Genomic DNA, 22524 nt, shown 5'->3' with positions numbered 1-22524 from the left:
GTCGACGCACTCGGGCCCAGCAGCGATCGCAGCGGATCACCGCGGAACGCAACCGCAATCGCAACGACAGGCTGGCCCGACAACGCGCCTACGCCTATGCCCGCGCGGCACCAGTCGGCGACCCTGACGAACCACCGCCGTCTAGGGTCAGTCAGGACTTGGAGCCCGACTTTGCCGGTGCTTTTTTGGCCGGTGTCTTTTTGGCGGGAGCCTTCTTCGCCGGAGCCTTCTTGGCCGGAGCCTTCGCCGCGGCCTTCTTCGCCGGCGACTTGCCGCCATCCGACCGCGCCTTCACACTGGCCTCCAGCTTGGCGAGCAGATCGGAGACGTCTTCGGTCTCGTCGAGCTCCTTAGGCCGCTCTTCAGTGGTAAAGGCCTCTCCGCCTTCGAGTTTGGCCTGCACCAACTCGTGCAGCTGCTCCTGATAGTCGTCGTGATAGCGGTCCGGGTTGAAGTCGTCGGCCATCGACTCGACCACCTGCCCGGCCATCTTGAGTTCCGCCGGTTTGATGTCGACCTTCTTGTCCAGCACCGGGAAGTCGGGGTCGCGAATCTCGTCCGGCCACAACAGCGTGTGGATGACCATTACTTCGCGCTTGCTGAAATCCTTGACCCGCAAGGCCGCAAGTCGGGTCTTGTTGCGCAAGGCGAAATGGACGATCGCCACCCGCTCAGTCTCGGCCAGCGTCTTGGCCAGCAGGACATAGGATTTGGTGGACTTGCCATCCGGCTCAAGGAAGTAACTGCGGTCGTACATCATCGGGTCGAGTTCGTTGGCCGGGACGAATTCCAGCACTTCGATTTCGCGGCTGCGTTCTTCGGGCAGCGTCGCGATGTCGTCGTCGGTGATCACCACCATCTGGCCGTCGTCGGATTCGTATGCCCGCGCGATATCGCGGAACTCGACGACTTCACCGCATACTTCGCACACCCGCTTGTACCGGATGCGGCCATTGTCCTTGGCGTGCACCTGATGAAACTTGATGTCGTGGTCCTCGGTCGCGCTGTACACCTTGACCGGGACGTTGACCAGCCCGAAGGAGATCGAACCCTTCCAGATGGAACGCATACAGTCAGTATGCCCATACGGCCATCCCGATACGCGCCTAACGACGCGCCGGCTTCCTGCCGGTCACGTACCAGGTTTCGACGGGACCTGCCCCCTTGACCTCGATCGTCCCGCGAGCCTGGCAATCGAATTCATCGCCGACCAGGTCGAACGTATTGCGCGTGATGTGAATGACGCCGCTTTGGCCGTGAGACTCCATGCGGCTGGCCATATTGACCGTCTCGCCCCAGAGGTCGTAGATGAATTTTCGGCGGCCGATGACGCCCGCGACCACCGGGCCGGAGTTGATGCCGATGCGAAAGGTCAGTCTTCGCCCGCCAAAGGTCCGCGTGCCGATCTCGGCCTGCATATCGAGCGCGAAGTTCACCAGAGCCTGGGCGTGATCAACGCGCGGGCGTGGCACCCCCGCGGCGACCATGTAACAGTCGCCGATCGTCTTGATCTTCTCCAGGTCGTACTTGTCGACGAGATCGTCGAAGCACTCGAACACGTCGTTGAGCAGGTCGACCAGAGTGAGCGGCATCATCGTCGCCGCCATCGGGGTGAATTCGACGATATCGGCGAACAGGATGGTGGCCTCTTCGTAGTGGGCCGCGATCGCGCGCGGTTCCGTCTTCAGCGACTCGGAGATCTCCTTCGGCAGGATGTTCAGCAGCAGCATCTCCGAGCGTTGCTGGAAGAAGTTGCGGCGGCGGACGAAGTACTGCAGCAGCCCGAAGACGACCGCGATCACCGATCCAAGGTTGAGCACGAAGAACCACGTCACGAACGCCTCGGGCAGGTTTGCCTGCGTCAGATGGGGCTGCAGGAGCGCAGTGGCAAGCAGCAGCGCGAGGAATCCGACGATCCAAAGCACGGTCCGCTTCGGCTCTTCGAGCAACAGCGAACCCAGCGGACACAATGCGGCCCAGATGATCACCACGCTGGATTGCCGAAAGCCGCCAAGGGCGATCGTCACCAGCCACGGCAGGATCAGGATCAACAGCAGTTGGGTGAAGCGATAGAACTTGAGATTGCGGGATACGGCGAACAAAGCCGTGTTCACCGGCGTGAAAACGGAATAGAACGCGGGTGCGGCAGCGGCAAGCGGGGCGTCCAGCACAAAATAGATGACGCTCCACAGCACCGTGAGCGGTAGCGTCCCCGCACACAGCGCAACTGCGAGACGTTTCTGCAAAGCGGTTTCGTCGGAATCGGTCGCCGCGGCGCCGATTCGCCCGGCCCACGCAAAACCAAGACGCATAGTGACCCCTTGCTGACCGCTAGGTTAGCTGGGGACGGCCTCCGCTACGGGCTTTCAGTCGGGTCGGGCGGCGGCGGCGTCCAACGCGGCCCGGTCCGGCAGGTCGGCACCTGCCCGGGCGACGGTCAGCGCCGCCACATCGCTGGCCGCCTCGAGCGCCGTCGTCAGCGCGTCCAGGTCGATACCGGCGAGCTCAGCCCGTCGCTGCGCACCCAACAAGCCTCCTGCCCACAGCGCGTCGATCAGGCCGACCATGAACGCGTCGCCGGCGCCGACGGTGTCGACCACCTGCACCGGTCGGGCCGGCACCCGCACCTCACCGGCGGCGCAGACCGCCGCCGCACCATGGTCGGCCATCGTCATGGCGACGACAGCGGGACCCAGCGCCAGCCAGGTTTGGGCGACCTGCTCGGGCGGACGATCGGGGTCGATCCAGCGCAGGTCCTCCTCGCTGACTTTGACGATGTCGCTGCGCTCGACGAGATGCTCGATGCGTTGGCGCGCCAGCTCTCGGTCGGCGATCAATGATGGACGCACGTTGGGATCGAAAGTGGTTGTCGCCGAGACATGGTAGGTGTCGACCAGCGCCGCAACAGCCAGGCAGCCCGGTTCCTGCACGGCGGCAATCGATCCGGTGTGCACGAACAGCGGCGGCGCCACCATCGGGGTACCGGAAAGCTGCCAGTCCAGATCGAACACATAGTCGGCTGAGCCGTCCGCACCGAGGGCCGCTCGCGCCGTCGCCGTCCGGTCGGTGGCTTGACTTCCCGAAACAAGCTGCACCCCTGCGGCATTGACGTACTCGGCGATACGCCGACCGTGTGGGTCGTCGCCGATGCGGGTCAGGAAATCGACGTCGCGGCCCAGCCGGCCCAGCCCGACGGCGACGTTGAGAGGGCTACCGCCGACATGCTCAGCGGTGATCTGTCCGTCGCGCTCGACGATGTCGATCAGCGATTCGCCGATCACCAGGCCGCGGCTCATCGCAGTAAAGCCTCCAGTGTCGCCCGAGCGCCCTTGCTGTGCAACGAATCCAGCGCCCAGCGGTAGGCCTCGACGAAGCGAGGTTGGCGGGCCAGATCCCCGAACACCGCGGTGATCTCGATGAACGCGGTGGGATTCTCGTGCTGCGATCGGGCAATCGGCAGCAGCGAGTCCGTCAGTTGGTCCACCACCTCGATCGGCTTACCCCACTCGTCGACGCCTTCGGCGTAGCGGGCCCAGCTGGCCACCGTCGCCGCGGCCAGCCGAACCGATCCATCGCCGGCCAGATTGTCGCGGACCACCGGGAGCAGCCACTTCGGGATGCGATCCGACGAGTAGGCGCACAGCCGCGCAACGGTGTCGCGCACCCCTGGGTTGGCGAACCGCTGGATCAGCGTGCGGCTGTAGTCGTACAAGTCGATCCCGGGCACCGGCGCCAGCGTCGGGATGGCCTCGAAATCGAAATAGGAAAGCAGGAATTCGGCAATCAGCGGATCGCGAGCCGCCTCGTGGACGAACTCGAAGCCGCACAGATGGGCGAAGTAGCAAAGGGACTGATGCCCCGCGTTGAGCAGTCGCAGCTTCATCGACTCGTACGGGACGACATCCTCGACCAGCAGCACGCCCGCCTGCTCCAACGGCGGCCTGCCATCGGAGAAGTCGTCTTCGAGGACCCACGCCGTGAACGGCTCGGCCACCACCGGCCACCGGTCGTCGACTCCGAAGTCGCGCCGCACCGCGGCGGCCATCTCCAGTGTGGTGGCCGGGGTGATCCGGTCCACCATCGAACTCGGGAAACGGGTGTGTTCGGCCACCCATTCGGCGAGCCCGGGATCCCGGCGTTCGGCGTGCGAGAGGATGGCCCGCCGCGCGACCTCTCCGTTGCTCTCGATGTTGTCGCACGACACGATTGTCGGCGCGGCGATCTCGCGGTCGCGACGCCTGGCCAGCGCCTCGGTGATCAACGAGAACGCGGGTCCGTCGGGGTCGCGGTAACCGCCCTCGGTGATGGTCATCGAAATGATCCGGGTGGACGCCGCGGCCAGCACCTCGAGCGCTGCCGCCGGATCGTCCGGGGCGTAGCGATAGTCGATGATCGAGCCGATCACTTGTGCGTCCCGGCTGCCGTCCGGGTTTTCCAGGATCAGCGTGTAGAGCCCGTCCTGGTCACGCAGGACGTCGCGCATTGGCCAGTCGGCGGGCAGCACCCCCACCCCGCAGATGCCCCACTCGCGCGCCAAGCCCCGCTGCAGCAACCGGTCGATGTACATGGCCTGATGCGCGCGGTGAAAGTGACCGGCCCCGATATGCGCGATACCGACGCCGATGCTGCCGCGGTCATAGGTCGGCGCAGCGATGGGCAGCCTTGTCAGCGCTGCATTGTTCAGGTTCATCGCGCTAGCCACGATTGCACAACTCCTCCCGGGCCGAGGCCCGAATCGTCATTCGTGAGCGGCGCACGCCTACTTGAGCGAGGCACCCCCACCTGTGACGGTCGATAACATGAGGACATCAGCGAGAGCGCGCCACGAGTCGGTTATCGCGACGGCGCCAGCATCAATCAATTCCTCACTGCGGCAATGTCGTTCGTCGGCCGACACAAACATCAGGTTGCCGACGGTCAGGTACCCGGCCGCGACCGCGGAGGTGACGCCGGCCACGGAGTCTTCGATGGCCAGCCCTTGTTCGGCGTCGATGCCCAGTGCCTGGCCGGCATGCAGATACACCGCGGGGTCGGGTTTGCTTGTCGGCACGGGAAGGGAATCCTCGGCACTGAAGCGCACCTCCACCGGGATGAGCGGATCAAGACCGGTCGCAGTGAAACAGGCCTTCAACCGCATGAGAGCGCTGGAGCTGACGGCCGTCAGCGCGTACCGCGATGCGAGGTCTCGCAATGGTTCAAGCACCTGTGGATCCGGCGTAAGCGTGGCGGCCAGATGAGCGGTGACCTCTTCGCGTTCTTGGCGCACCCAGTCCTCGAGTTCGTCGCGCGCCTGGTCCATGGGCACTTCGCTCGCCACGGCCAGGTCGACAGCGGTGCTGCGAAAGTTCTTCCCGACAGCCTTCTTGCGCAGCTCCTCTGCGGTGAATGGGGCCGGCACGCCGAACCGGGCCAGAAACCGATTGATCACCTCGACCGAGGCGGCGAATGCCGGTCTCTCCGAAGGGAAGAGGTTGTCATCGGCGTCACAGAGCAAGGTGGTGATCGGTGATGGGTCGAATGGGCGCCCAATGCTTATTCCCTGGTTCATTACGACACCAACTCCCGCGCATCGTCCCGCAACGCTTGGCGCAGCGTGGGTATCACGCCGTGCTCATCGATGCCCGTAATCATGTCGGCCAGGCGCTCCGTGAACGTCGGAATCAAACGCAGCTCGGCGAAGATTTCGTGCCGCAGCAACGGATAGGGATTGTTGCCTTCCATGGTCGCCAACTTAGTCAGCAATGTCGACTGTGGATCGTCGAGGCGGATTTTGGAACCCTTGAGGTCGTAGCCGCGCACGTACCGGGCCCACCCGGCCAGGGCCATCATCAGCAGCGTGTGTGGTCTGTCCTGCGCGATCGCCTCCTGCAGGGACGGCAGCAGAAACGACGATATCTTCGTCGATCCCCGTCGAGCCAACCTCGACAACTGGTCGCTCATCCGGGGATTGCTGAGTCGATCGAGCAAGGTGTCCCGATAGTCGGGTGTGTTCATCCCAGGGACCGCCGGTAACAGTGGCTGAATCTCATCGCGCATGAGCTGCTCGATGTAATCGAAGATGACGTCGTCCCTCATTGCCTCGTCGGTGCGCCGGTAGCCGGCCAGCGTGCCCAAACACGCCATCGCGATGTGGGTTCCGTTGAGCATGCGGGTCTTGACTTGCTTGTGGTCGCTGACATCGGACACGAACTGCGCGCCGACCTCGTCGAGCGGCGGTCGGCCCTTGCTGAAGGTGTCCTCGATGATCCATTGGCAATACGGCTCGGTCACCACCGGCCACTTGTCGGCGATGCCAAATGTCTCCTCGACGAACTGTCGCTCCGACTTCGAGGTCTGAGGGGTGATGCGGTCGACCATGGTCGACGGGAACGCGACGTTTGCGTCGATCCAGCGGGCAAGCCCGGGGTCTCGTAATGAAGCGAACGACACCAGCGCGGTGCGCGCCGCCTGCGTGTTGTCCGGAATGTTGTCGCAGCAGAGCACCGTAAAGGGTGCAATACCGGCACGGCGGCGCTGGTCGAGCGCCGCGGTGAGGTATCCCCACGCGGTGGCAAAGGAATTCGAGGCTACGAGATCGGCACGCACGTCGGGGTTGGCGGCGTCGAACTCGCGGGTGACCGGATCCAGGAAGTAGCCATTGCCGGTAATTGTCAGGCTGACGACGCGGGTTTTGGGATCGACCAGAGCGGCACGGACCGCAGCGGTGTCCTTCGGTGCATAGTGACAGCAGCCGATCGACCCGACGACGCGTGCCGTTTGGTGGTTATGGCCACGTTGCACGACGGTGTAAAGCCCGTCCTGAGCGGACAGCACATCTTTCACATCGCGGGAGCGAAGGCTGACGCCGGTCACCCCCCACTCGTTGGAAATGCCCGAGCAGGCGAGGTCGTCGAAGTAGACGGCCTGATGTGCGCGGTGAAAATTACCTGCGCCGATGTGTACAACACCCCGTTGAAGGGTAGACCGGTCGTAGGTCGGCACTTCGATTCGTTGCGAATGCAGTCCCAGTGTCGCGTTGCTTAGCGGGACGCCGGCGTTGCGGCGCCAAGGAATTACAGTGGCCATCCGCCGGGCGTGCCCGATGCGATGGCCCGTCTAACGCTTTCGTGTCCTACGTCACGATAATTTACGTCTAGGCAATAATCGGTTGTGACAAGGCGCTTTCGGTGCTGCAAAGCGTAAGTTAAATCACATGGCGTCGCGGGTGAAGCTGACCAACGCCGACAAGGTGCTCTATCCCGCCACCGGAACCACAAAAGCCGACATCTTCGCTTACTACACCGGCATCGCCGAGGTGATGGTGCCGCACATTGCCGGCCGCGCCGCCACCCGCAAGCGCTGGCCCAACGGCGTCGAGGAACCGTCGTTCTTCGAAAAGCAACTGGCTTCGTCGGCACCGGACTGGCTGCCGCGCGCCACTGTGGCGCACCGATCCGGGACGACCACCTATCCGATCATCGACAGCGTCGACGGCCTGGCCTGGATCGCTCAGCAGGCCGCACTCGAGGTGCACGTACCGCAGTGGCGGTTTGAAGCTGAGTGGACCCGCAACGGCGAGGAACTCAAGCCGGGGCCGGCGACTCGGCTGGTGTTCGACCTCGACCCGGGCCAGGGCGTGACGATGGCTCAGCTCGCCGAAGTGGCGCGCGCGGTGCGCGACCTGATCGCCGATATAGGGCTGACCACATTCCCACTCACCAGCGGCAGCAAGGGGCTGCACCTTTACAGCCCGCTGGGCAAGCCGGTAAGCAGTCGCGGCGCGGTGGTATTGGCCAAACGTGTTGCACAGCAACTGGAAAAGTCGATGCCCAACCTGGTCACCGCGACGATGACCAAGAGCCTGCGAGCCGGCAAGGTGTTCTTGGACTGGAGCCAGAACAACGGATCGAAGACCACCATCGCGCCGTACTCGCTGCGCGGCCGCGAGTACCCGACCGTCGCCGCCCCGCGTAGCTGGGAGGAACTCGACGACAAGAAACTTCGCCAGCTGCGCTACGACGAAGTGCTGAAAAGGGTCGAGCGCGACGGAGACCTGCTGGCGCCACTGGATGCCGACGTCAGGACCCCGGATCGGCTGACCAAATACCGCAGCATGCGCGACGCTTCGAAAACTCCCGAACCGGTTCCCAACGCCGAACCTGCTGCCGGTCAAGGCAATACGTTCGTCATTCAAGAGCACCACGCCCGCCGGCTGCACTACGACTTTCGCCTCGAACGCGACGGCGTCCTGGTGTCTTGGGCCGTGCCGAAGAACCTGCCCGAAACGACCGCGGTCAATCACCTGGCGGTCCACACCGAAGACCACCCGCTGGAGTACGGCAGCTTCGAGGGCACCATCCCGAAGGGGGAGTACGGCGGCGGCAAGGTGATCATTTGGGACTCCGGCACCTACGACGCGGAGAAGTTCCAGGACTCCGGCGAGAAGGGTGAAGTCATCGTCACACTGCACGGCCGGCGGATCTCCGGGCGATACGCGCTGATTCAGACCAACGGCGACCAGTGGCTGGCGCATCGGATGAAGGACCAGAAAATTTTTCAGTTCGACGAGCTGGCCCCGATGCTATCCACGGAAGGTTCGGTGGCGGACCTGAAAGCATCGCAGTGGGCGTTCGAGGGCAAGTGGGATGGTTACCGGCTGCTCGTTGATGCCGACCACGGCGCGGTGCGGCTGCGATCCCGCAACGGGCGCGACGTCACCACGGAATACCCCCAATTACATTCACTCGCTGATGATCTCGGCGACCACCATGTCGTTCTCGACGGCGAGGTCGTTGCGCTGGACGCTTCCGGTGTGCCGAGATTCACCGAAATGCAGAACCGCGCGCGGGCGACTCGCATCGAGTTCTGGGCCTTCGACCTGCTGTATCTGGACGGGCGGTCGTTGTTGCGGGCCCGCTACCGCGACCGCCGTCAAATGTTGGAAACCCTTTCCGGCGCGGGCGGTCTGATCGTTCCCGACCTGTTGCCCGGTGACGGCGCCGAGGCGCTGGACTACTCGCGGAAGCAGCAGTGGGAGGGGGTGATCGCGAAAAAGCGCGACTCCACCTACCAGCCGGGCCGTCGCTCGATGTCGTGGATCAAGGACAAACACTGGAACACCCAGGAAGTCGTCATCGGCGGTTGGCGCGCCGGCGAGGGTGGGCGCACCAGCGGTATCGGTTCGCTGCTGATGGGCATTCCGGCCGCGGGTGGACTGCATTTCGCCGGACGGGTGGGCACCGGGTTCACCGAACGCGACCTGGCCAGTCTCAAGAAGACGCTGGCGCCGTTGCACACCGACGAATCCCCTTTCGACGCTGTACTTCCCGCCCGCGACGCCAAGGGTGTGACGTTCGTGAAGCCGACATTGGTCGGCGAAGTTCGCTACAGCGAATGGACATCTGACGGCCGGCTGCGTCAACCCAGTTGGCGTGGGCTACGGCCCGACAAAGAACCGAATGAGGTGGTACGGGAATGAAATGGGTTACCTTCAAAGACAATAACGGCGAGCGGGTTGGGGTGCTTTCCGGCGATGAGATCCACGCGCTGCAGCCGGGTCTAAGCCTGCTCGAACTGATCGGGCACGGCGCTGCCGAATTGCGGGAGGCGGGGGAGGACGCACTACGATCGGCGCCGACGGCGCGTCTGGATCAAGTGACACTGATGGCGCCCATCCCGCGGCCGCCGTCGATTCGGGACAGCTTGTGCTTCCTCGACCACATGCGCAACTGCCAGGCGGCGATGGGCGGTGGCCGGGTGCTCAAGGACAGCTGGTACCAAATTCCGGCGTTCTACTTCGCCTGCCCGTCGACCGTTCTCGGCCCGTATGACGACGCTCCGATGGCGCCCGGAAGCGCTTGGCAAGACTTCGAATTGGAAATCGCCGCGGTCATCGGAACGACGGGGAAAGACTTCTCGGTGGCCGAGGCCGAGCAGGCGATCATCGGCTACATGATCTTCAACGACTGGTCGGCGCGGGATCTGCAAATGCTGGAAGGGCAATTGGCGATCGGGCAGGCAAAAGGCAAGGACAGCGGAGTCACCCTGGGCCCGTATCTGGTCACACCCGACGAGCTCGAGCCGTACCGCCGCGACGGCAAGCTGAGTCTCGAGGTGACCGCACTGGTCAACGACACTGTGATCGGTGCCGGCTCGACTGCTGCGATGGACTGGAGCTTCGCCGAAGTGATCGCCTACGCATCCCGCGGGGTGACGTTGCGGCCCGCCGACGTTTTCGGTTCCGGAACGGTGCCGACGTGCACACTGGTCGAGCACCTCGACGCCGCGGCGCCGGAATCGTTCCGCGGCTGGCTACACGACGGCGATGTTGTCACGCTCAAAGTCCATGGACTCGGCGAGACCCGCCAGACAGTTCGCAAAACCCCTGCCCCGCAACCACTACCGGCACGATCCAACCCCGACGCGGTCCCGGCCGCCAAGAGGGTCAACGCGGCGCCGGCGAAAATCCCGTATACCCGTGGGTTGCACGAGGTCGCCGACCGGGCGTGGGCATGGATGCTGCCGGACGGCGGATACGGCTGGAGCAACGCCGGGCTGGTCGCCGGCGACGGCGCGTCGCTACTGGTCGACACCCTCTTCGACCTGCCGCTGACGCGCGAAATGCTGGCCGCGATGGCGCCCATCACCGACCGCGCGCCGATCACCGATGCGCTGATCACCCACTCCAACGGTGACCACACCCACGGCAACCAACTGCTGGACCGTTCGGTGCGGGTGATCGCCGCCAAGGGCACCGCCGAAGAGATCGCCCACGGAATGCGACCCGAGATGCTGGTGATGACCCAGACCGCCGACCTCGGCCCGGTGGCGACCGCATATCTGCGAGAACGGTTCGGGCCCTTCGATTTCGGCGGCATCACCGTGCGCAACGCCGATCAGACCTTCGACGACCAGCTCACCATCGAGGTCGGCGGCCGCGAGGTGCACCTGGTGAATCTGGGCCCCGCACACACCGCCGCGGATTCGGTGGTGCACGTGCCGGACGCCGGGCTGCTGTTCGCCGGGGATCTGCTGTTCATCGGCTGCACGCCGATCGTATGGGCCGGTCCGATTGCCAATTGGGTCGCGGCCTGCGACGCGATGATCGCGATGGATGCGCCGACGGTAGTCCCGGGCCACGGTCCGGTCACCGGCGCCGACGGGATCCGCGCGGTCCGTGGGTATCTCGTTCACGTCTCCGAGCAAGCCGAAGCCGCCTACCGCAAGGGCCTGTCGTTCGTCGAGGCGGCCGATACCATCGACCTCGGCGAGTACGCCAGCTGGCTGGACGCCGAGCGCGTCGTCGTCAACGTTTACCAGCGGTATCGTGAACTCGACTCTGACACACCGCAATTGCCGGCGATGGGATTGCTGGCGATGCAGGCCGACTGGTTCGCCAAGCACTCATGAGGACACGCGGCTAGCGCCGGGTCGCCCGAACGAAGGTGATCGAGGCGGGCGCGCCCGCCTGCGCTTCGGCCGCCAGCGGCGCCAGTCCCGCCGTCGCGAACAGGTCGTCGAGCAACGATGTTGCGGCGTCCCAGCCTTCGGCCCGCAGGTGCGCCGCGACATCGGTGTGCTCGCCGGGGTAGGTCAAGTCGGGGATGTGCAGGTCCAGGCCGTGTTCGCGCCAGCGGTCGGTCATGAGCTTGGCCTGCCGCTGCTGCTCCTCGGTCTGGCCGCGCACCGAGCCGTAGTCAGCGGCGAATCTGCTGCCCGCGGCGCTGAGCGCGGTGACGTGGTCCAGCAGACGAACTTCGGCCTCGGGCGGCAGAAATCCGATGAGGACCCCCTCGGCCAGCCATGCCGTCGGCTGGACGGGATCGAAGCCCGCGCTTTGCAGCGCCGTCGGCCAATCCTCGCGAAGGTCGATGCCGACCGTCCGATGCTCGGCGCCGGGTACGGCGCCGAGCTCGGAGAGTGTCGTGGTCTTGAACTCGATGACCTCGGGCTGATCGATTTCGTAGAGGGTGGTGCCCGCCGGCCAGGACAGCCGATACGGGCGGGCATCCAGGCCCGACGCCACGATCACCACCTGACGTACTCCCGCGGCGACGGCTTGCGCGAAGTAGTCGTCGTAAAAGCGGGCTCGGGCGGCGAACGTGTCGACCATGCGGGGAAACCCGGCGCCGTCGTCGACGTCGGCGAAATCCAGCTCGCCGCTGGCCACCTTGGTGAACAGGTCCAGCCCGACGGCGCGGACCAGCGGCTCGGCGAACGGGTCGTTGATCACCGGATCGGGACGTCGGCTGGCCGCCGCCCGGGCGGCCGCCACCATGGTCGCCGTGGCGCCGACGCTAGTGGCCAAATCCCATGTGTCGCGGTCAGTTCTTGTCATATCCGCCACCGTAGGCCCCGACTCCAACTGTCTCCCTTACGGTTGCTGTATGACTGCTGTGGAATTGGCAACGCTCGAGGACCAAATCGCGGGTGTCACCCTGAACCGGCCCGAGCGTCTGAACGCCATCGACGGTTCGCTGATCAACGCCATGGACGAAGCATTGGACGTGCTCGAGACCGGGGAGTTCAGGGCGGCGATCCTGACCGGGGCGGGGCGCGGGTTCTGCGCCGGCGCCGACCTGAGCGGCACCGGGGAGGCTTGGACCAAGACCGCGCCACAAACCCCGGCGTTCAAGGTCAGCTACGACGCCCAGGTCCGGCTGGCCGATCTGTACACCCGGCTGTACGAGCTGCCGATACCGGTGATCGCCGCGGTCAACGGTGCCGCGGTCGGCGGTGGGCTGGCGTTCGCGTTGCATTGCGATATCCGGATCGCGTCGCAGCAGGCCCGGTTCGGCTCGGTTTTCATCAAGGCGGGGTTCTCGTCGATGGACATGGGCACCAGCTACCTGCTGCCGAAGATCGTCGGAGCCGGGGTGGCGCGGGAGCTGATGCTGACCGGCCGCATCATCGACGCCGACGAGGCGTACCGGATCAGGCTGGTGCACGAGGTGGTGGCGCCCGACGAGCTGATGACGGCCGCGCTGAAGATGGCCCGCTCTATTGTGGAGAACAACGCCTACGGGGTATGGCAGACCAAGATCGGTCTCAACACCGCGCTGGACGCGCCAAGTCTGCGGCACGCCAAGGAGATTGAGAACCGCACCCAGATCCTGAGCGGATTCACCAACAATCCTCTGGAAGCCGCCAAGGCCCTGATGGAGAAGCGGTCTCCGGTGTGGGATCCGCTGTAGCCGTTAGGCTTTGGCGATCACGTTCTCGGCGAACATCTCCAGATTGCGGATTTTGGCGTCGAGCGGCTCGGTGTCGGTACCCATGATGTAGGGGATCCGGAAACCGACGATGACGTCGGTGACGCCTTTGTCCTCGAGGCGCTTGACGCCGTCGAGGGTGAAGCCGTCGACCGAGATCACGTGGATCTCGAACGGGCCGCTCCTGCTTTCCTCCGCGCGAAGCTGCTTGACCCGCCCGATCAGCCGATCGAGTTCTTCCGGGTCGCCGCCGCCATGCATCCAACCGTCGGCGCGTGCCGCGCGCCGCAATGCGGCATCGGCGTGGCCGCCGATCAGGATCGGAATCGGTTCTGTCGGAGCGGGAGTCATCTTGGTCTTGGGGATGTCGTAGAACTCGCCGTGGAACTCGAAGTAGTCGCCGGTGGTCAGCCCGCGGATGATCTCGATGCACTCGTCGATTCGCTTGCCGCGCTTGGCAAACGGGACACCCATCAACTCGTAGTCCTCGGGCCAGGGGCTGGTGCCGACGCCCAGACCGACCCGGTTGCCGATCAGCGCGACCAGCGATCCGGCCTGCTTGGCCACCAGCGCCGGCGGGCGGATCGGAAGCTTGAGGACGAAGAAGTTGAACCTCAGCGTCGTCGTCACCGCGCCCAGGGCGGCAGTCAGCACGAACGTCTCGATGAACGCCTTGCCGTCCAGGAATTCGCGGTTGCCGTCGGGCGTGTACGGGTATTTCGAGTCCGACTCGAACGGGTAGGCGACGCTGTCGGGAATCGTCATGCTGGCGTACCCGGCCGCCTCGGCGGCCTTTGCCAGCGGGATGTAGTACCTGAAGTCGGTCATCGCCTCCGCATAGCTGAACCGCACGCCGTCTCCTGTCCTCGAATACTACAAATACTGAACTAAATACTAGAGCCGCATTAACAAGCGGCTAACGACCAGGCATGACCTCGCAGCCCGTGGTTCGACGGTACAAAAACTACCCGTCGAGCGGAGCCTTCAGACCGATCCCAACTGTTGCCGGGTTTGCCAGACGGCCGAAGAATTGGCAGCATCGCAATTGGGAGAGGCCGTCGAAGCGACTCCGATTCGGTCGGTGATGTCGTTCCCGTTGTTTGCAGACCACCACAGCGTGGGATCGATGAGCTTCTATACCGAACAACCGAATGTGTTCGACGACGAAGTGGCGGAGTTGGGGCTGATCCTGGCCACGCACACCGCATTAGCGTGGAATACGTTGCGGCGCGACGAGCAGTTCCGCAGTGCCCTGGCGTCCCGCGACATCATCGGCCAAGCCAAAGGCATGATGATGGGGCGATTCAATATCGATGCCGTGCAGGCGTTCGAACTGCTGAAACGGCTCTCACAGAGCTCAAATACGCCGCTTGCGCTCGTGGCCCGCCAGCTCGTCGAGGCCGAACACCCCGACCGATCGGCGGATAATGCACTTGGGGATCAAAGCTGATTTTCCGGGCCGAGAACTGCCCACACTGCCTTTCCGGACGGCAACGGTGTGCTGCCCCAGGCGCGGCAAATCGACGCGACGATCGCCAGACCGCACACCTGGTCGCCACCACGACGAGGATCCTCGTGGCGTGCCGCGGCTATCGAGCTGCCGTCCTGTACCGAAATGGTTACGGCCGTACCGTTGGATTCCAGCACCAGCACTGGCGCACATGCGGTGTGTTGCAGCACGTTCTCGATGAACACATTGACAACCACCGTCGCTACCGGGATCAGGTCGACGTGGGACCAGGCCGCCAGCCATTCGGCCACAAGTTCGCGACCCTTGCGAAGGCTGGCAAGTGAGGATGGCAGTTCCGTGCGGATCCGCCACCGGGTTCCTCGACCAGCGGTGAGACTCCCCAACGCCGCTTCGACAGTGGCGTGCACCGGCACGTAGCGCGTCACACCACTCCATGCGATGGCCTTCCGGCGTTCGGGATGTGCGCAGATCAGAATGATCGGAACGTCGGGCCAGGTGCTGACGTGCCAACGCGCGCTGCTGAACACCTTCCACGAGGACGACGCCGGGACACGGAGAGCGTTGATGTCGACAAGGACGGCGCGCGGCCCGCCTAACGCAGCCTCGATGATGCGGTTTCGTAGTTGCAGATACTTGCTGCCGTCCAAGACGCCTTCAGCGGTGAGCAGGGAAGCGGTTCCCACCGGGAAAGCGGTAACCGCCAGATGGCCAGTAGTCCTAGCCATCGCCTTCGGCCCAGTTGGCGGTGACCCTGCCCAAAGCGAGCAGATTGATTTGAACTAGCATCCCCCCTGGCACGAGGGTCGCTTACCCATGCTGGCAGACGCCAAAACGCAGTTGCGGCTCAAACCTGTGGCGCCGCGCCGACTTCGACGTCTGCCAGCACGAATGGCGGCGCCCCCACCCCGGCGATGGAGTACGTGCCCTGCTGAGTTTCTTCGGTGATGCGCGCTGAGACGCTGCGGTCGCCCACCATCAGAGTCACTGTCCGGACGCGCGCCAGGACATCTGCCGGATATTGGCCGAAAAGTGTTCCCTGCCAGTGATACTGGCCATCTATTGGGTCGATATGTCCGGCTATCCGGACACGCGATTCCGCACAGATGTCGGCCACCGTCACGGTTGCTGGGCCGTCATAGATGTCATCGTGCACGCCGCCGGACGACACCAAGTCGAACGCCGACGGCACCAGGCGACCCGACGAGTTACCTAGGTGCACCCGCTCGTTGAACACCTGTTGACTGCTGCGGCGCACCTCGATGCGAGTGTGCCCGTTCATGAGCTGCAGGCATTCGACGATGTGGCGCATCGACGCCTCGAAGTTCGGCCCCCCGACGACGAAGTAGTTGGGGAAGCCGTGCAACGCGACGCCGAGGTAGGGCTCCATCCCGTCGGTCCAGGCCTGCTGGATGGTCAAGCCGCTGGCGCCGACCAGAGCGTCCCGCGGCAGCCCGGCGCGGACCGCGAACCCGGTGCCGTAAATGACGGCGTCGGCGTCGTGGTGGACACCGTCGGCGGTGCGGATGCCTGCCGCTGTCACCTCGACAATGGGCGGCACCACCACATCGGCCTGCCGGCGTAGATAGCGCCTGGTGCGTCGTGCTTGCGGCACGATCCGGCGGGGCGGAAGCGGGAACACCGTGACCGAGGCTCCTGACCTGGTCAGCCGGCCGATCAACGGCCCGGCGGTGGCGTCGGCGCCTACTACCGCGATGCGCAGGCCGGCCGGGTCGAAGTCCGCGGGGAGTGCCGTCGCATGGAATGAGACGCCGCGAAATTCCCTGCGACCGAAGAGATCTGGAATCCATCGCACCAAAGGCGACGTGCAGGACACGACTACCCGGCCGCGGCAGGCTTCGCCGTCGTTGGCGGTCAGCGTCCAGCTGTCGGTGCCGTCGTCGAACACCGAGCTGATCAACTCGCGGTCGAAGATCACGAAGTCGTCGACGCCGGCGGCCAGCAACTCAGTGCCGACGGATCCGGGCCCGACGATGACGACGCCGTGGCCGTGGTCGATCACAGGAACTTGGTCCGCGTCCAGCCGCGGCGCGCGATCGGGCCCAACAAGCCCACCTCCGTGAGGAACTCGGCCAACGGAGCGAAGCCCGCCACCTGGACTTCGTGGCGATGCGGGCTGGTGCGCGCGGCCCTGCGCGCCTGCTGGCCATCCAGGCCCGCGCGCCGATAGGGGACGGGGTTGCTGAACAGGTAGCGGAAGAAGAATCCGCCCAGGCCGTTGACGTTGCCGACGAACCACCGCTCCGGCCGCCGCATCTGCGGTGTGCGCTTGCGCAGACCGTCGCGCGCGAACTGGATGTGGCGGGCTTCTTCGGTGACGTGAATTCGCATGAGCCGCTGGATGATTGGCTGCAGTTCAGGGTCATCCATCATCTGGCGCTGCAGCGAGTCGAAGATCTCCTCGCCGATCAGCGCGGCCACCCACAGCACCGAGCCGCGGAAAAAGAACGGCAGGGTGTTGATGATGATCCGGTGGTAGAGCCGCGGACGCACCGGCTTGGCGCCGACCCGCTCGATGGCCTTGCCGAACATCACCATGTGGCGGGTTTCGTCGCCGAGTTCGGTCAGCGCGTAGTGCGATGACCGGCTGGTGGGGTCGGTGTGCATGAGTTTGCGCAGCAGCGCCTGATTCAGGATGTTCTCGAACCAGATACCCGCCGACAGGGTGTTCACCAGCTCCTGGCGGGACAGCTCGATGCGCTGGGCGCGGGTCATCTGGTCCCACATCGGCGTGCCGTACAGCGACACTGTTCGCGGTGGCAGGTAGAACTTGTCCGGGTCCAGCGGCGCGTCCCAGTCGATGTCGACGACCGGCAAATACGACTTCTTGACCGACCCCTTGAGCAGGCGTTCGGAGAATTCTTGACGACTGGGGCCAACCGGCTTAACCGCGCTTGTCATTGGCGGCGCTCCTCCTCATCGCTGAAGATGTCGGAACCGATGGTACCGGGTACCGATGGTTTCGACTAGCCCTGGGAGCGGATCGCCGCGCTGCGGGCCGACGCCCGTGCAGGTCACGGTGGGATCATGGACACCTATTTGTTGCGATCCGCGGAGTAGTTTCACTCCCGTGAGGTCATTTTTCGTCCGCGCGGTGTTGACGGGATTCGCCCTCTGGGTGGTCACCCTCGTCGTCCATGGGGTCAGCTTTGTCGGCGGCGACAGCACGTTGCAGCGGGTCGGCATCATTTTCGTCGTCGCGGTGATCTTCGGTCTGGTCAATGCGTTCATCAAGCCGATCGTGCAGATCCTGTCGATCCCGCTGTACATCCTGACGTTGGGCCTGTTCCACATCGTCGTCAATGCGCTGATGCTGTGGATCACCGCGCGGATCACCGCTCACCTCACCCCCCATTGGGGCTACCTGGAGATCGTCCACTTCTGGTGGAATGCGATCTGGGCGGCGATCGTCCTGTCGATCGTCAGCTGGGTGCTGTCGCTGGTTGTTCGCGACGTGAGGCGCACAGCCCGGCGCTGACCGGCACACTGGATGCATGCCCGAACTGCCCGAAGTCGAAGCGCTGGCCGATCACCTGCGCCGCCACGCCGTCGGCAGGACCGTCGGGCGCGTCGACGTCGTGGCGTTCTCGGTGCTCAAAACCTTCGATCCGCCGATCAACGCGCTGCACGGTCTGACCGTCACCGGCGCCGACCGGTGGGGCAAATACCTCGGTTTGCGGGCGGGCGAGCTGATCTTGATCACCCATCTGTCCCGGGCCGGGTGGTTGCGGTGGTCGGACAAGCTGGCCGCGGCGCCGCTGCGACCCGGCAAAGGCCCGATTGCGCTGCGCGTTCATCTCGGCACTCCCGGCCAGGCGCCCGGCTTCGACCTCACCGAGGCGGGCACCCAGAAACGGCTGGCGGTGTGGCTCGTCGACGACCCGAAGCAGGTGCCCGGCATCGCCGCGCTCGGGCCTGACGCACTGCAATTGTCCGTCGACGACTTGGCCGAGGCGCTGGCCGGAAACACCGGCCGGATCAAGTCCGTCATCACCGACCAGAAGGTGATCGCCGGGATCGGCAACGCCTACAGTGACGAGATCTTGCACGTCGCCAAGATTTCGCCGTTCGCCACGGCCGGGAAAATCGCCGACGGACAGTTGGCCGCCCTGCACGACGCGATGGTGTCGGTGCTGACTGACGCCGTGACCCGCTCGGTCGGTCAACAGGCCGCCACGCTGAAGGGCGAGAAGCGATCCGGATTGCGGGTGCATGCGCGCACCGGTCTGCCGTGCCCGGTATGCGGCGACACCGTGCGGGAAGTGTCGTTCGCCGACAAGTCGTTTCAGTACTGCCCGACCTGTCAGACTGGCGGCAAGGTGCTGGCCGACCGGCGAATGTCGCGTCTGCTCAAGTAGCTTGACCGATGGCGGCGACCCGCTGCACGCGGCTTCGCCGCGCTGGCGATCGCCGCTATGCTGATGGCCCCGCAGCTCTAGCCCGCGCGCCCCCGCTCGACGCGGTAGTGGCGCACCAACGCGTCGGTCGAGCTGTCCGATTGCTTGTCAGGCGAGGCGTCTTCGGTGATGACCGGCAGCAGCGCCTTGGCCTGCGTCTTGCCCAGCTCGACGCCCCACTGGTCGAACGAGTCGATGCCCCAGATCACGCCTTCGGTGAAGACCTGATGTTCGTACAGGGCGATCAACTGGCCCAGCACCGACGGGGTGAGCCTGGTGGCCAGGATGGATGTGGTCGGTCGGTTGCCGGGCATTACCTTGTGCGGCACCACATCTGCGGGCGTGCCTTCGGCGGCGATCTCCTCGGCCGTCTTGCCGAATGCCAGCACCTGGGTCTGCGCGAAGAAGTTGCTCATCAGCAGGTCGTGCATGCTGCCGGTGCCGTCCATGGTGGGCAGGTCGTCGGTGGGCTGGCTGAAGCCGATGAAGTCAGCCGGCACCAGCCGCGTGCCTTGGTGCAGCAACTGGTAAAAAGCGTGCTGGCCGTTGGTTCCCGGTTCGCCCCAGTAGATCTCACCGGTATCGGTGACGACCGGTGTGCCGTCGGCGCGGGTTGACTTGCCGTTGGATTCCATTGTCAGCTGCTGCAGATACGCCGCGAACCGGGCCAGGTCGTTGGAGTACGGCAGCACCGCACGTGACTGTGCGCCAAAGAAATTCGAGTACCATAACCCGATCAGCCCGAGCAGCGCCGGCGCGTTGGACTCCAGCGGCGCGGTCCGGAAATGCTCGTCGACAAGATGGAACCCGGACAGGAAGTCCGCGAAGGCCTCCCGGCCGATCGCTGCCATCACCGAGAGCCCGATCGCCGAGTCGACCGAATAGCGTCCGCCGACCCAGTCCCAGAATCCGAACATGTTGTGGGTGTCGATGCCGAACTCGTCGACCAGCTTCTTGTTGGTCGAGACGGCGACGAAGTGCTTTGCCACCGCCTCGTCACCGAGCGCGTCGGTCAGCCAGCGCCGGGCGGCGGTGGCGTTGGTCAGCGTCTCGAGCGTCGTGAACGTCTTGGAGGCGACGATGAAAAGTGTTGTGGCCGGGTCTAAATCAGCCAACTTGGCGATCAGGTCGGCAGGGTCGACGTTGGAGATGAACCGCGCCGAGATGCCGGCGTCGGCGTAGTGACGCAGCGCCTGGTAGGCCATCACCGGCCCGAGGTCCGAACCTCCGATCCCGATGTTGACGACCGTGCTGATTCGTTTTCCGGTGGCGCCGATCCACTCTCCGCTGCGCAGCCGGTCGGTGAAGTCGCCCATCGCGTCCAGCACCGCGTGCACGTCCTCGACCACGTTCTGTCCGTCGACGATCAGCTTCGCGTCGCGTGGCAGCCGCAGCGCGGTGTGCAGCACCGCGCGATTCTCCGAGACGTTGATGTGCACGCCGGCGAACATCTCGTCGCGACGCTGCTCGAGGTGCGCTGCGCGGGCCAAGTCGAGCAGCAGCTTCAGGGTCTCGCGGGTGATGCGATGTTTGCTGTAGTCGATGTAGAGGTCTCCGACGGTGACGGTGAACTCGCTGCCGCGTGCGGGATCGTCGGCGAAGAACTGGCGTAGGTGAGTCGCTCCGATCTGCTCGTGATGCTTGCGCAGCGCGTCCCAGGCCGGCGTCGCAGTGATATCGGGGATGCCGGGGCTCCGTTTAACCGCAGTCATGGTTCGACCCTAGTCAAGTTGACCAGGCCCGGGTTTACGGCGAGGTGAACGGGCTGCTAACCGGCCGGGCTCAGTGACCGAGTCGGCCGCGGCCCAGTCGTAGCAGCAGCATGGCCAGGTCCTTGCCGTCCGGCCCAAGCTCGCTGTAGCGCTCGATGACCTTCATTTCCCGGCTGTGCACCAGTCGGGTGCCGCCGGAGGCCATCCGGGCTTTGCCGATCGCTCTGGACACCTCGGTACGGCGCTTCACCGCGGCCAGGATCGCGGCATCGAGCCGGTCAATCTCCTGGCGCAGGTCGTCGATATCGGTGAGTTGTTCGGCTTCGATAGACATTTCAGACTCCGGAATCTCATTGTGTGGAGGGTGTGGGGGTCGTGGTCTCATCCGGTATCGGGCCTCACACAAGAGACGAGCCCCGGATCCGGAAGCGGACCGCGGGGCTCTGGGAAGCAGCTAGACCACGGGCACCGCTGGCCGGTACCCGTAGAAAAATCGACGCTGCATGTTGAGCACGAATTGAGTGTGCCATTTGAAGGCCTGGTAGCGCAAAGGTGTCGCAGAACAGCGGTAAGTTTGGACGGGATATAGCCGCCGACGATGATGCAGAGCGAAGCGATGAGGAGGAGCGGCGCAGATTGACCGTGCACGTAACCGAGTCCGAGGCAGATCAACTTCTTGACGGCCTCAACCCGCAGCAGCGTCAGGCGGTGCTGCACGAGGGCTCGCCGCTGCTCATCGTCGCCGGCGCGGGCTCCGGCAAGACGGCCGTGCTGACCCGGCGCATCGCATACCTTTTGGCCGCGCGCAACGTCAGCCCCGGTCAGGTTCTGGCCATCACCTTCACCAACAAGGCCGCCGCGGAGATGCGGGAACGCGTGGTGGCCCTGGTCGGTCCGCGAGCACGCTCGATGTGGGTGTCGACGTTTCACTCGACCTGCGTGCGGATTTTGCGCAACCAGGCGTCGCTGATCGCGGGCCTCAACTCCAACTTCTCGATCTACGACGCCGACGATTCGCGGCGCCTGCTGCAGATGATCGCCAAGGACATGGGCCTAGACGTCAAGCGGTATTCGCCACGGCTGTTGGCCAACGGCATCTCCAACCTGAAGAACGAGCTGATCGACCCGCAGCAGGCGGTGGCCAACCTGTCCGACCCCGACCTCTGCGATCAGGCCGATGACCTGGCGCGCACGGTGGCCGCCGTCTACTCCGAATACCAGCACCGGCTGCGGGCGGCCAACGCGCTCGACTTCGACGATCTGATCGGCGAGACGGTCGCGGTGCTGCAAGCTTTCCCGCAGATCGCCCAGCATTATCGTCGGCGGTTCCGGCACATCCTGGTCGACGAGTATCAGGACACCAACCATGCGCAATACGTGCTGGTGCGTGAGCTGGTCGGCCGCGATGCCGGCGACGAGCCGGATGGCGTGCCGCCAGCCGAGCTATGCGTCGTCGGCGACGCCGACCAGTCGATCTATGCGTTCCGCGGCGCCACGATTCGCAATATCGAAGACTTCGAACGCGACTACCCCAACGCCACGACGATTCTGCTTGAACAGAATTACCGCTCCACGCAGAACATTCTGTCGGCGGCCAATTCGGTGATCTCGCGCAACTCGGGACGCCGAGAAAAGCGGCTGTGGACCGACGCCGGCGAGGGCGAGCTGATCGTCGGCTACGTCGCCGACAATGAGCACGACGAGGCACGATTCGTCGCCGAGGAAGTCGACGCGCT

At 64.8% G+C, this 22524-nt stretch carries 20 protein-coding genes and 1 pseudogene; 8 read left to right on the top strand and 13 right to left on the bottom strand.

Features of this window, described 5'->3' with window-relative positions:
* Positions 1–151: 151 nt before the first annotated feature.
* The 6 genes from VKI00_RS30080 to VKI00_RS30055 all read right to left on the bottom strand — a co-directional run bounded on the left by VKI00_RS30080 (position 152) and on the right by VKI00_RS30055 (position 7065).
* Positions 152–1069: a Ku protein gene (locus VKI00_RS30080; RefSeq protein ID WP_324444733.1), complete on the bottom strand. Its 918-nt coding sequence runs from the start codon at positions 1067–1069 to the stop codon at positions 152–154.
* Between the two features lie 37 nt (positions 1070–1106).
* Complete coding sequence (locus VKI00_RS30075) at positions 1107–2312, bottom strand: adenylate/guanylate cyclase domain-containing protein (RefSeq protein WP_324444731.1); 1206 nt, start codon at positions 2310–2312, stop codon at positions 1107–1109.
* Positions 2313–2366: 54 nt separating this feature from the next.
* The gene (locus VKI00_RS30070; RefSeq protein WP_324444729.1) at positions 2367–3296 is read right to left on the bottom strand and encodes a carbohydrate kinase; all 930 of its coding nucleotides are present in this window, start codon (positions 3294–3296) and stop codon (positions 2367–2369) included.
* Positions 3293–4690, bottom strand: a complete 1398-nt coding sequence (locus VKI00_RS30065; protein ID WP_414687337.1) for a mannitol dehydrogenase family protein — start codon at positions 4688–4690, stop codon at positions 3293–3295. The genes VKI00_RS30070 and VKI00_RS30065 overlap by 4 nt, the downstream gene beginning before the upstream one ends.
* A gap of 69 nt (positions 4691–4759) precedes the next feature.
* Complete coding sequence (locus VKI00_RS30060) at positions 4760–5548, bottom strand: HAD family phosphatase (RefSeq protein WP_324444727.1); 789 nt, start codon at positions 5546–5548, stop codon at positions 4760–4762.
* Entirely contained in the window at positions 5548–7065 is a 1518-nt protein-coding gene (locus VKI00_RS30055; RefSeq protein ID WP_324444725.1) for a mannitol dehydrogenase family protein, read from the bottom strand. Before VKI00_RS30055 ends, VKI00_RS30060 begins: the two co-directional genes overlap by 1 nt.
* Before the next feature lie 127 nt (positions 7066–7192).
* Here VKI00_RS30055 and VKI00_RS30050 point away from each other — a divergent pair, with 127 nt between their 5' ends.
* Together VKI00_RS30050 and VKI00_RS30045 are read left to right on the top strand one after the other, a co-directional pair.
* Entirely contained in the window at positions 7193–9457 is a 2265-nt protein-coding gene (locus VKI00_RS30050) for an ATP-dependent DNA ligase (protein ID WP_324444724.1), read from the top strand.
* Entirely contained in the window at positions 9454–11388 is a 1935-nt protein-coding gene (locus VKI00_RS30045; protein ID WP_324444723.1) for a fumarylacetoacetate hydrolase family protein, read from the top strand. Before VKI00_RS30050 ends, VKI00_RS30045 begins: the two co-directional genes overlap by 4 nt.
* Positions 11389–11398: 10 nt before the next feature.
* Here VKI00_RS30045 and VKI00_RS30040 read toward each other — a convergent pair whose 3' ends face one another.
* On the bottom strand, positions 11399–12316 hold the full coding sequence (locus VKI00_RS30040) for an SAM-dependent methyltransferase (RefSeq protein WP_324444721.1): 918 nt from the start codon (positions 12314–12316) through the stop codon (positions 11399–11401).
* Positions 12317–12374: 58 nt separating this feature from the next.
* On the opposite strand from VKI00_RS30040, the gene VKI00_RS30035 reads away from it, so the two are divergent.
* The gene (locus tag VKI00_RS30035) at positions 12375–13172 is read left to right on the top strand and encodes an enoyl-CoA hydratase/isomerase family protein (protein ID WP_324444735.1); all 798 of its coding nucleotides are present in this window, start codon (positions 12375–12377) and stop codon (positions 13170–13172) included.
* Between the two features lie 3 nt (positions 13173–13175).
* On the opposite strand, the gene VKI00_RS30030 is transcribed toward VKI00_RS30035, so the two are convergent.
* Positions 13176–14042, bottom strand: a complete 867-nt coding sequence (locus VKI00_RS30030; RefSeq protein WP_324444719.1) for an LLM class flavin-dependent oxidoreductase — start codon at positions 14040–14042, stop codon at positions 13176–13178.
* A gap of 178 nt (positions 14043–14220) precedes the next feature.
* On the opposite strand from VKI00_RS30030, the gene VKI00_RS30025 reads away from it, so the two are divergent.
* Complete coding sequence (locus VKI00_RS30025; protein WP_414687335.1) at positions 14221–14640, top strand: GAF and ANTAR domain-containing protein; 420 nt, start codon at positions 14221–14223, stop codon at positions 14638–14640.
* On the opposite strand, the gene VKI00_RS30020 is transcribed toward VKI00_RS30025, so the two are convergent.
* The 3 genes from VKI00_RS30020 to VKI00_RS30010 form a co-directional block, all read right to left on the bottom strand.
* Complete coding sequence (locus VKI00_RS30020) at positions 14631–15386, bottom strand: sulfate transporter (protein ID WP_324444716.1); 756 nt, start codon at positions 15384–15386, stop codon at positions 14631–14633. The two genes, VKI00_RS30025 and VKI00_RS30020, sit on opposite strands and share 10 nt — an antisense overlap.
* A gap of 119 nt (positions 15387–15505) precedes the next feature.
* Positions 15506–16495: a DUF4873 domain-containing protein gene (locus VKI00_RS30015; RefSeq protein ID WP_414687336.1), complete on the bottom strand. Its 990-nt coding sequence runs from the start codon at positions 16493–16495 to the stop codon at positions 15506–15508.
* Between the two features lie 182 nt (positions 16496–16677).
* Positions 16678–17580: a diiron oxygenase gene (locus VKI00_RS30010; RefSeq protein WP_324444714.1), complete on the bottom strand. Its 903-nt coding sequence runs from the start codon at positions 17578–17580 to the stop codon at positions 16678–16680.
* Positions 17581–17749: 169 nt separating this feature from the next.
* Here VKI00_RS30010 and VKI00_RS30000 point away from each other — a divergent pair, with 169 nt between their 5' ends.
* The 3 genes and pseudogenes from VKI00_RS30000 (at position 17750) to VKI00_RS29990 (ending at position 19037) form a co-directional block, all read left to right on the top strand.
* Positions 17750–18157: a phage holin family protein gene (locus VKI00_RS30000; RefSeq protein WP_324444713.1), complete on the top strand. Its 408-nt coding sequence runs from the start codon at positions 17750–17752 to the stop codon at positions 18155–18157.
* Positions 18158–18173: 16 nt separating this feature from the next.
* Positions 18174–18416: pseudogene (locus VKI00_RS29995) on the top strand (DNA-formamidopyrimidine glycosylase family protein); the annotation flags it as partial.
* A 153-nt stretch (positions 18417–18569) separates the two neighbouring features.
* Positions 18570–19037, top strand: a complete 468-nt coding sequence (locus VKI00_RS29990) for a zinc finger domain-containing protein (RefSeq protein WP_324444734.1) — start codon at positions 18570–18572, stop codon at positions 19035–19037.
* Between the two features lie 77 nt (positions 19038–19114).
* Here VKI00_RS29990 and pgi read toward each other — a convergent pair whose 3' ends face one another.
* Together pgi and VKI00_RS29980 are read right to left on the bottom strand one after the other, a co-directional pair.
* On the bottom strand, positions 19115–20788 hold the full coding sequence (gene pgi / locus VKI00_RS29985) for a glucose-6-phosphate isomerase (protein WP_324444712.1): 1674 nt from the start codon (positions 20786–20788) through the stop codon (positions 19115–19117).
* 70 nt (positions 20789–20858) lie between these two features.
* Positions 20859–21173: a chorismate mutase gene (locus VKI00_RS29980; RefSeq protein WP_324444711.1), complete on the bottom strand. Its 315-nt coding sequence runs from the start codon at positions 21171–21173 to the stop codon at positions 20859–20861.
* 251 nt (positions 21174–21424) lie between these two features.
* On the opposite strand from VKI00_RS29980, the gene VKI00_RS29975 reads away from it, so the two are divergent.
* Positions 21425–22524, top strand: a 1100-nt coding sequence (locus VKI00_RS29975; protein ID WP_324444710.1) for an ATP-dependent helicase, incomplete at its 3' end; no start/stop codon positions are given.

The organism is Mycobacterium sp., from assembly GCF_035314665.1.
Lineage (GTDB): Bacteria > Actinomycetota > Actinomycetes > Mycobacteriales > Mycobacteriaceae > Mycobacterium.
This window is presented reverse-complemented; position numbering and strand designations above follow the sequence as displayed.